Source organism: Mycobacterium sp. (assembly GCF_035653355.1).
Taxonomy (GTDB): Bacteria; Actinomycetota; Actinomycetes; order Mycobacteriales; family Mycobacteriaceae; genus Mycobacterium.
In genome coordinates this window covers 1-8,702 of sequence record NZ_DASRBZ010000655.1, presented here as the reverse complement: position 1 = coordinate 8,702, position 8,702 = coordinate 1, and the positions used below count along the sequence as shown (strand labels likewise).

General features: G+C 67.0%; 11 protein-coding genes. 4 read left to right on the top strand and 7 right to left on the bottom strand.

The window, feature by feature from the left end:
- From mftF to mftA, 6 genes are all read right to left on the bottom strand, one after another.
- Nucleotides 1-834, bottom strand: an 834-nt coding sequence (gene mftF, locus VFA16_RS22490) for a mycofactocin biosynthesis glycosyltransferase MftF (protein ID WP_324969960.1), incomplete at its 3' end; no start/stop codon positions are given.
- Nucleotides 831-1,565 carry a mycofactocin biosynthesis peptidyl-dipeptidase MftE gene (gene mftE, locus VFA16_RS22485; RefSeq protein ID WP_324969959.1) on the bottom strand — a complete coding sequence of 245 codons (735 nt, stop codon included), beginning with the start codon at nucleotides 1,563-1,565 and terminating at the stop codon, nucleotides 831-833. The genes mftF and mftE, both read right to left, overlap by 4 nt.
- A gap of 102 nt (nucleotides 1,566-1,667) precedes the next feature.
- Nucleotides 1,668-2,861 carry a pre-mycofactocin synthase MftD gene (mftD, locus tag VFA16_RS22480; RefSeq protein ID WP_324969958.1) on the bottom strand — a complete coding sequence of 398 codons (1,194 nt, stop codon included), beginning with the start codon at nucleotides 2,859-2,861 and terminating at the stop codon, nucleotides 1,668-1,670.
- A gap of 2 nt (nucleotides 2,862-2,863) precedes the next feature.
- Nucleotides 2,864-4,033 carry a mycofactocin radical SAM maturase gene (gene mftC, locus VFA16_RS22475; RefSeq protein WP_324969957.1) on the bottom strand — a complete coding sequence of 390 codons (1,170 nt, stop codon included), beginning with the start codon at nucleotides 4,031-4,033 and terminating at the stop codon, nucleotides 2,864-2,866.
- A complete protein-coding gene (gene mftB / locus VFA16_RS22470; RefSeq protein WP_414687789.1) occupies nucleotides 4,030-4,350 on the bottom strand; it encodes a mycofactocin biosynthesis chaperone MftB in 321 nt (106 codons plus the stop codon). Before mftB ends, mftC begins: the two co-directional genes overlap by 4 nt.
- Nucleotides 4,351-4,352: 2 nt before the next feature.
- On the bottom strand, nucleotides 4,353-4,442 hold the full coding sequence (gene mftA / locus VFA16_RS22465) for a mycofactocin precursor MftA (RefSeq protein WP_324969961.1): 90 nt from the start codon (nucleotides 4,440-4,442) through the stop codon (nucleotides 4,353-4,355).
- 98 nt (nucleotides 4,443-4,540) lie between these two features.
- Here mftA and mftR point away from each other — a divergent pair, with 98 nt between their 5' ends.
- From mftR to VFA16_RS22445, 4 genes are all read left to right on the top strand, one after another.
- The gene (mftR, locus tag VFA16_RS22460; RefSeq protein ID WP_324969956.1) at nucleotides 4,541-5,137 is read left to right on the top strand and encodes a mycofactocin system transcriptional regulator; all 597 of its coding nucleotides are present in this window, start codon (nucleotides 4,541-4,543) and stop codon (nucleotides 5,135-5,137) included.
- Nucleotides 5,134-6,183: a DUF2332 domain-containing protein gene (locus VFA16_RS22455; protein ID WP_324969955.1), complete on the top strand. Its 1,050-nt coding sequence runs from the start codon at nucleotides 5,134-5,136 to the stop codon at nucleotides 6,181-6,183. The genes mftR and VFA16_RS22455 overlap by 4 nt, the downstream gene beginning before the upstream one ends.
- Before the next feature lie 104 nt (nucleotides 6,184-6,287).
- Entirely contained in the window at nucleotides 6,288-6,767 is a 480-nt protein-coding gene (locus VFA16_RS22450; protein ID WP_414687788.1) for an RNA polymerase sigma factor, read from the top strand.
- Nucleotides 6,764-8,050 (top strand): VOC family protein, encoded by a 1,287-nt coding sequence (locus tag VFA16_RS22445; RefSeq protein WP_324969953.1) that lies wholly within the window; start codon nucleotides 6,764-6,766, stop codon nucleotides 8,048-8,050. Before VFA16_RS22450 ends, VFA16_RS22445 begins: the two co-directional genes overlap by 4 nt.
- Here the strand turns inward: VFA16_RS22445 and VFA16_RS22440 are convergent.
- Nucleotides 8,047-8,702, bottom strand: a 656-nt coding sequence (locus VFA16_RS22440) for an FAD-dependent oxidoreductase (RefSeq protein WP_324969952.1), incomplete at its 5' end; no start/stop codon positions are given. The two genes, VFA16_RS22445 and VFA16_RS22440, sit on opposite strands and share 4 nt — an antisense overlap.

The window sequence follows — 8,702 nt, the reverse complement described above, 5'->3', positions numbered from 1 at the left end:
CAGCGCAATCGGCTCGTAGCGCAGCCGGGCACCGGATTCCACCAGCCGCCAGCACAAGTCGACGTCCTCACCCGCGCGCAGAGTCTCGTCGAACCCGTCGACCTCACGAAGCGCTTTGGTGCGGCAGATGATCGCTGCGCTGGGGACATAAGACACTGGCCCGTAGGGGATCACCGGCGCTTCCCGCTGTCCGAGGTCCAGCGACGAACGCACCGCTTCATAACGCGCAAGCAGATGGTCGCTTTGCGGCAGACCGACGATGCGCGGCGCCACGAGCGCGACGGTAGGGTCGCAGAAATGGCCGAGAAGGGCTTCCAGCCAGCCTCGGCGGGGCACCACGTCGGAATCCAGAAAAGCGACGAAGTCGGTTGAGCAGGCGGCCAGCCCCGTGTTGCGCGCGGCGGCCGGTCCTCTGCTCTGAGGATGACGCAGTACCTCGATGTCAGCGCCCGTCCCGGCAAAGTCGTCCAGCTCCACGGGGATGGCCGAGCCGTCGTCGACGACGATGATGCGCAGCCCACGTAGCGACGTCACAAGCCGCCGTAGACCACAAGCATTGTCGCGCACCGGGATTACCACTGTGACGTCACGGTGTGACGGGCCGCCCGCCGGACGGGGATGAGCCACGGTCGCGTCCAGCAGGGTCCGGGCCAGCTCTGCGCTGACTGCGTCGTGGACCTTCAGGCGACCACCGTCGAGCATGTCTCGGGCGGCGGGAGCCAATCGCAGCAGCCGGGTCGGGGACCCGCCGAGCAGTGCCGAGCCCTCACCGAGCACTCGGACGCGGCGGTCGACCTGCACAGCGAACCCGTCTGGCAGTCGGCTCTGGGTCATGTCAGCATCCCGTCGGCGCCGGGAGCCCATCGCGCGATCCGGCGCACACAGCCGTCGACCATTTCAGCAAGGATCCGCTCGCCCTCGGCTGCCGTCGCGGTTGTCGGGTCCCCCAATACCCCGACTTCGCTGACGGCTGCGACCCCGCCGCGGCGCATTGACGGCAACAGCTGTGCCAACGATGCACCGTTGCCGGCGCGGATCCGGTCGGTCCGCACATCGGCTGGTGAAATATGAAGCAGCACAGAGGTTTCCGTGTGGCCCGCGTGCGCGTCGGCGTCTTTCGCGGCGCACGGGCACCACCCGACGTCGCGCCCTTCGCTTCGCAACAGAGTTACTGCCTGACGCAAGGAGGCCACGTTGCCACCGTGGCCGTTGACGAAGGCAAGACGCTGGGCCCAGCAGGTGGCCGACCTGCCATACTCCACCAGCAACGTGGTCAGCGCCTGGGTGCCGATCGAGATTGTTCCGGCGAAGCTCTGGTGCTCACCGGAGTCGCCGTACGCGATGGCGGGGGCCACCAGCCAGTGCGCCGCGCCCAGCCGCGCGCCAGCATCTTGAGCGACCGCGGTCGCAATCCGCGTGTCGGTGTCCAGCGGGAGATGGGGGCCATGCTGTTCGGTAGACCCCACGGGGATAAGGACTGCTGGCAGCATGCTCTGTAGCTGGCTCGACGTCAAGCTCCCGAGTTCGGCGAGGACAGCCACTTGGAGATGGTAGGACGAATTCACCTGGCGTGCATCGGTTGTTGGCTCTCCGGACGAATTTTTTGCCGTCACCTCAGCCACGGCCGCCCCGTACGTATCAGAATTCTCGCGACCCGATCTAGTTGCCTAGCCGTCCCCGGTCGCGGGGACGCCGAGCGGACGGGAAAACCCTGGCGGGACCACGACGTCATCCGGGCCGAGATCATGCACCGAGGCGTGACCGAGGCCCATCAACGCGCAGTCGATCCCCGACCGCAGGATGTCGAGAACGTTTTCCACCCCCGGCTGGCCGGCCGCGGCCAGGCCCCACAGGTAGGCGCGGCCGATCATCACCGCTCGCGCGCCCAGCGCCAGCGCCTTGACCACATCACTGCCGCGCCGGATGCCGCCGTCCAGCAACACCTCGATCTGGTCGCCGACTGCCTCGGCGATGCCAGGCAGTGCCCGAATGGTTGCCGGTGTACCGTCCAGGTTGTTGCCGCCGTGGTTCGACACCGAGATTGCCGAAACACCAATGTCCGCGGCCTTTTTAGCGTCGTCGACGCGGATGACGCCTTTCAGCATGAACGGGCCACCCCACAATTCCCGCAGCCAGGCGATGTCCGCCCAGGTGGGCGGTGGGGTCGCCATCCATTCGCCGTAGGCGGCAAAAAACGGTGGGCCGGGCTCACCGGGCTTTCCCTGGTTGGGCACCCGCAAATTCGGGGGACGCATGGTCTTGGCGTACTTCCACAGCCAGGCGGGCCGGGTGAGCGCTTCCGGCGACAGCCGCAACATCGTGCGCAAATTCATGTCTTCCGGGATCTTCGGGCTACCCCAGTCGCGTCCGTGCGAGAACGTCCAGTCGGTGGTGACGATCAGCCCCACCGCCCCGGCTTGACGTGCCCGTTCCACCCGCTCGGCAATCGCGTCGCGACCGCCTAACCAGTACACCTGGAAGAACAATTTGTCGTTGGCGGCGATGACTTCTTCGATCGGTTTGCTGGCAAACGAAGACAACCCCATCGCGGTGCCGCGCGCTGCGGCGGCTCTCGCTACCGCGACCTCACCGTCCGGATGAACCGCTTGCACACCGGTGGGAGAGATGACCACGGGCAGCGAAATCTGTTGCCCCATCACGGTTGTGGAAAGGTCACGCTTGCCCGCAGCACCCACGACGTGCGGCGCGAAACCGAGTTCGCTGAACGCCTCGACGTTGTCGGAGACGGTCACACCCTTCTCGCTGGCGGCGATCAGCGAAGAGTAAACCGATCTCGGCAGCCGGCGCTTGGCCCGCTGCTGGGCGATGGCGACCGTCTCAAACCACAGATCGCGGGCCATGACTAGACCGGGCTCTCGTCGCAGAGGCGTTTCGGCGGACGGGCGGTCAGCGTCAACGGCACCGGTCCGGCGCCTCGACGCGAGTGGTCGCCGGCCGGGCGCGGCTTGACGCGTTCGCGCGCCAGCGCCGCCACGCCGTGGCCCTGCACGCATTCGGGATCGGGTCCGTCGATCGGCAGACCCGTGAAGAACTTCGCCGCCATGCAGCCGCCGCGGCAGCTGTCGTAGTGCCCGCAGCTTCCGCACGCGCCGGCCGACTGTGGCTCGCGTAGCTCGCGAAAAAGCGGAGCGTTTTTCCAGATGTTGTCAAACCCGCCGTCGCGCAATATATTTCCGGCGAGGAAGCGCTCGTGGATGGCGAACGGGCAGGCGTACACGTCACCCACCGGGTCGATCAGGCACACCACCCGGCCGGCTCCGCACATGTTGAGGCCGGCCAGTGCACCGGGTGCGCCCAGCCCCGCCAGATGGAAGAAGGAGTCACCGGTCAGCACGCGTTCGCCCTTGGCGACCAGCCAGTCGTACAGCTGGATTTGCTGCTCGGCGGTTGGGTGCAGCTCGTCCCAGACATCGGCCCCGCGGCCTGATGGCCGCAGCCGGGTAATCCGCAGCGTGGCGCCGTAACGGCTTGCCAGCGCGGCGAAGTCATCGAGCTGGTTGACGTTGTGCCGGGTCACCACGACGGAGACCTTGGCGTCCGAAAAGCCTGCCGCAGCCAGGTTCTCAAGCGCCCGCACCGCCATGACGTAGGAGCCGGGCCCGCGGACGGCGTCGTTAACGTCAGCGGTCGCGCCGTCGAGCGAAATCTGAACGTCGACGTAGTCGCTGGCGGCCAACCGGGCGGCTACCTCGGGGGTGATCCGGACTCCATTGGTGGAGAACTTCACGCCGACATGGTGTGCAGTCGCGTAGTCCACTAACTCCCAAAAGTCCGGTCGCACAGTGGGTTCGCCGCCGCCGATGTTGACGTAGAACACCTGCATGCGTTCCAGCTCGTCGATGATGTCCTTGCATTCCTGTGTGGACAGCTCCCGCGGGTCGCGTTTGCCCGACGATGACAGGCAGTGCACGCACGCCAGGTTGCAGGCATAGGTCAGCTCCCAGGTCAAGCAGATCGGCGCGTCCAGCCCGCGTTCGAACTGCTCGACAAGCCGCGGGACAGCGGTCGTCACGTGTTCTCCCGAGGAATGATCATGTTGGAGGCGGCCAGCACACCTAGCGCGTGCAGGTAGGGAGCCAATTCGGTGTCGTTGAGTCCTGCTGCGCGGCAAGCGGATCGGACGTCCGGATGCTCGTCCAGCGCCTGCACCACCGCGACGATCGTGTGATTCTTCAGAAACGACAGCTTACGGGTGCCGAAGTGATACACCAGTGCGCCGAATGGCTCCGGACGCAGTGCCACTTGTCGATGCAGTTGCCAGCCGCGACCGGGGTCGAAACCCGGCGACAATGCGGGCTGCGCTTCCCGCGCGCAGGCCGGCGTCGGCACGGTCAGTAGACCCCGCACATGCCGTCAATGGACACCTCTTCTACCAGGGTCTCGGTGACGAGCTCGGTGTTGGTGTCGGTGTCGTGTTCCATGAAGCCGCCTTCCTTGAGGACTCGACAAGTCGGGGTCGAGCCGGTCACAATCTTCGTCAGAATATGGCATCGAGTGTCGAAATGGAAGGGCGGGGTCTATGGTGCCTGAGTCCCGGGTGGGCCGCCGCCGCTCGACGACACCGCACCACATCACCGACGTCGCGTTGCGGCTGTTCGCCGCCCGTGGATTCGAGAACGTCAGCGTGGACGACGTCGCGCAGGCAGCCGGGATTGCCCGTCGCACGGTCTTCCGCTATTACGCCTCCAAGAACGCGATTCCGTGGGGCGACTTCGACGGTCATCTGCAGCAGTTGCGAGAACTGCTCGACCAGGTCGACCCCGAGGTGCCGCTCGGCGAGGCGTTACGGGCAGCGCTATTGGCTTTCAACACCTTTGACGAGTCTGAGACCCTTCGGCACCGGCAGCGTATGCGGGTCATCTTGCAAACCGCCGAATTACAGGCCTACTCGATGACGATGTATGCCGGATGGCGGGAGGTCATCGCCGCGTTCGTGGCCCGCCGATCGGGCACCAAGACCACCGACTTGTTGCCCCAGACCGTCGCCTGGATGATGCTGGGCGTCGCGCTGAGCGCCTACGAGCACTGGCTGGACGACCCGTCGGTCTCGCTGCCACAAGCGCTTGGCGACGCGTTCGATGTGGTCGGCGCCGGCCTGAACCAGCTAGACCGGTGAGCGACACCGAGCACCTGCTGGCCACCCTGCGTTCGCAGGGCCGGGCGTGCGCGGCGCTGGGTTCCCCGATGTACGGGGAACTGCTCCACCGCGTGGTCGCCGACGTGCAAGCCGGCGGTGTCTTCGCGGCCGTGTTGGCGGGTCACGAAAGCGATCCGGGTCGACTGGCGATACCGCTTCGACTGCTCGGTGGCCTGCACCGGCTGGTGCTCGACGGCCGCGCGCCGGCGTTGCGCCGCTGGTACCCGAGCACCGACGGAACCTGGAACGCCGACGCGGCCTGGCCGGATATCACCGCTACCGCCGCCGAACACATCGGCCCTCTGCGCGCTGCCCTGCATCAACCGCCGCAAACCAACGAGGTCGGCAGATCGGCTGCACTCATCGGCGGCCTGTTGATCCTTAGACGTCAATTCCGGCTGCCGGTAAGGCTTTTCGAAATCGGATCCAGTGCCGGGCTGAACCTGCGCGCCGACCACTACCATTACCGCTATCGCGGCGGTCACTGGGGACCGGCCGACTCGCCGGTGACAATCGACGACGCCTGGCGCGGCAAGCTGCCGCCCGCCGACGCGGTGCAGATAGCCGAACGGCATGGCTACGACATCGCGCCCATCGACGCCACCGGTGCCGAGGGTGAGCTGACGCTGCTGAGCTACGTCTGGCCCGACATGACCGTTCGCATGGACCGGTTGCGCGGCGCGATCAGCATCGCCCGGCGTGTTCCCGCCCGGCTTCAGCGCAGCACCGCAGCGGATGCGGTGGCCGGGCTGGCCTTGGCCGACGGCGCGCTGACCGTCCTGTGGCATTCGATTACCTGGCAATACCTTTCGGGTGACGAACAGGCCGCGGTCCGTGCCGGTATCGATGCAGTCGCGGCCTGCGCGACGGCCCGCGCTCCATTCGCGCATCTCATGTTGGAGCCGCAGCGCCGCACTCCCGACACCCCGCACGCCTTCTTGCTGCGGGTCCGCAGCTGGCCGGGCGGCGATGACCGTGTGCTGGCCGACTGCGCGCCGCACGGCCCGCCGGTGATCTGGGAATAATGTGGGCGGAAAATTTTTCGCCGCAACGGCGTCGGAGTTCGCCGCGCCACCGCGACGATAAGGATGTGAGCGCCCAACCGGACCGCAGTGATGCTCCGCGTGCAATGTTGGCGCTCTACGACCAGGCCCTGCCGGCGGTTTACGGGTATTTCGTCCGGCGGTGCGGTGACCGGGGAACCGCTGAGGACCTGACGTCGGAAACGTTTTTGGCGGCGATGGACGCCGCCCGTAACGACGACCCGCCGCCGATCGAGGTGCCCTGGCTGCTTGGTGTGGCAAGGCATAAGCTCGCCGACCACTATCGCCGCCGGCGCGACCGGTTTACCGTCCCGGTCGCGGAGCTCCCCGAGCCAAACTCGGCTGACGACAACTGGGACGCCGAACTCGATCGCCTGGTCGCCGAAAGCGTCTTGGCGCGGTTGTCCGAGCCGCACCGCATGGTGCTGGTGCTGCGCTACATGGATGACTGCTCGGTGCCTGAATGCGCCGAACTGATCGGGCGCACCGTACATGCCACCGAAGCACTTCTGGTCCGCGCTCGCCGGGCCTTCAGGCAGCACTACCCGGAAGGAGGCACGTCATGAGTCGGCAACACGACCCACTGTACGTGCTGCGCGCCGATGACCTTCCGGTTCAACCAGATCCGGAGTTCGCGGCACGGCTGCGCGCTCGCCTGGAATCGGCGCTGTCCCTGCCCACCGGAACAGAAGGAGTCGTCATGAGCGGTACGATCGCAGCCCTTTCCGAACTGGCTGAACCATCTGCGCAAGCGGTCCGCACCGTGCCGCGCGCTGCGGCGATTCCCTATCTGTGTGTCGCCGACGCCCGCGCCGCGATCGCCTGGTACACCGACGCCTTCGAGGGCACCACGGTCGGCGAGCCGATCATGATGGAGGACGGCCGAATTGGGCACGCCGAACTCGCCATCGCGGGCGGGGTGCTGTATCTGGCCGACGAGTATCCCGAGCTTGGACTGAAAGCGCCTGAGCGAGGAGGGGTTTCGGTTAGTCTCATGCTGCAAGTTGCCGACACTGATGCGGCGCTGCAGCGAGCGCGGGAACGCGGAGCCACCGTCGAGCGTGAGGTCTACGAGAACTACGGCGCACGCAACGCGACCATCGTCGATCCGTTCGGTCACCGATGGATGCTCAGTGGCCCGTTGAGCGGTACGGTCGCGGCCATCCAGCACGGCGACATCGGATACGTGTCGGTGTGGACTCCCGACGCCGAACGCGCGGCGGCGTTCTACGGCCATGTCCTGGGCTGGACCTATGACCAGGCCGCACACCACGTCACCAACACCGACATGCCGACGGGCATTTTCGGTGTCGACGGGCCTCCCACACTGTTCTGCTGCTATGCGGTCGCCGACTTGGACGCCGCTCGCGAGGCGATCGCCGAGGCGGGCGGGGTGCCGGGTGAGCCGCGCGAGTTCGAGTATGGAATGGTGCTCGACGCCACCGACCCGCATGGTGTCGCGTTCGCCGTCTACCAGCCGACCGGCGCCCAGAAGCGCCCGGAACTCAACGGCTCTGGCCCGGGCGAATTGTCTTATGTCACATACGAAGTGCCGGAGTCCGCGGTATTCCGCGACTTCTACGGCCGTGTGCTGGGATGGTCGTTCGAGCCCGGCCGCGTCGACGACGGCTGGCAGGTGAGCCCGGTGCACCCGATGGCCGGCGTGGCCGGCGGCGCTTCCCGTCCGACAACGGTGCCGATGTGGGCGGTGGCCGACATCGACGCCGCGGTCGCTCGGGTGCGCGAGGCTGGCGGCACCGTGCTGCAGGAGCCGGCGCGGCAACCCTACGGGATCACCGCCGAGTGCGTCGACGACCAGGGCGGCCGCTTCTACTTGGGCGAGTTTTAAGCCAGCACTTCCGAGATCGGCGCGGCCGTAGCGATTTTGGCGCGCGTCTTCATGACCTTACCGGGCATGCCGCCGCCAACGACCCCAGCCACGACGCCGTCGCGTTCGTAGTAGGCCAGGAATTTGCGGCCGTCGTCTTCGACGAGGTGCACGATGTCGGTGGCCTGCGGCTCGCCGAGGCACTGGATTTTGATGTCGTACTGGTCGCTCCAAAAGTAGGGGACGACCACGTGCGACGGCGGCTGCTGGCCGAGCATCGCTGGCACGACGACCCTGGCCTGTTCGGCGACGTTGCTCCAATGCTCCACGCGCACTTGGTGTCCCATCGGGTTGCGCCAGGAGGCGACGTCGCCCAGCGCCCACACGTTGGGCGCGCTGGTGTGTCCCGCCTCGTCGCAGATCACACCGTCGTCGACCTTGATTCCGCTGCCGTTCAGCCACTCCGTGGCCGGCCGCGACCCGACGCCGACCACCACCAGGTCGGCTGTCAGCTCGGCGCCGTCGGTGAGCACCACGGAATCGACGTGGCCGGCACCGCGCACCTCGGCCACCGCGACCTCGGTCCGCACCTCGACGCCCTCGGACCGGTGCAGTCGCGCCACCAATTCACCGATCTGCGCGCCGAGCGCCCCGGCCAGCGGGGCCGGCTGCG

Coding starts and splice junctions, on each gene's coding strand:
- mftD (WP_324969958.1), bottom strand. CDS start 2,861: ATGGCCCGCGATCTGTGGTTTGAGACGGTCGCCATCGCCCAGCAGCGG.
- mftA (WP_324969961.1), bottom strand. CDS start 4,442: ATGGAACACGACACCGACACCAACACCGAGCTCGTCACCGAGACCCTG.
- mftR (WP_324969956.1), top strand. CDS start 4,541: ATGGTGCCTGAGTCCCGGGTGGGCCGCCGCCGCTCGACGACACCGCAC.
- VFA16_RS22450 (WP_414687788.1), top strand. CDS start 6,288: ATGTTGGCGCTCTACGACCAGGCCCTGCCGGCGGTTTACGGGTATTTC.
- VFA16_RS22445 (WP_324969953.1), top strand. CDS start 6,764: ATGAGTCGGCAACACGACCCACTGTACGTGCTGCGCGCCGATGACCTT.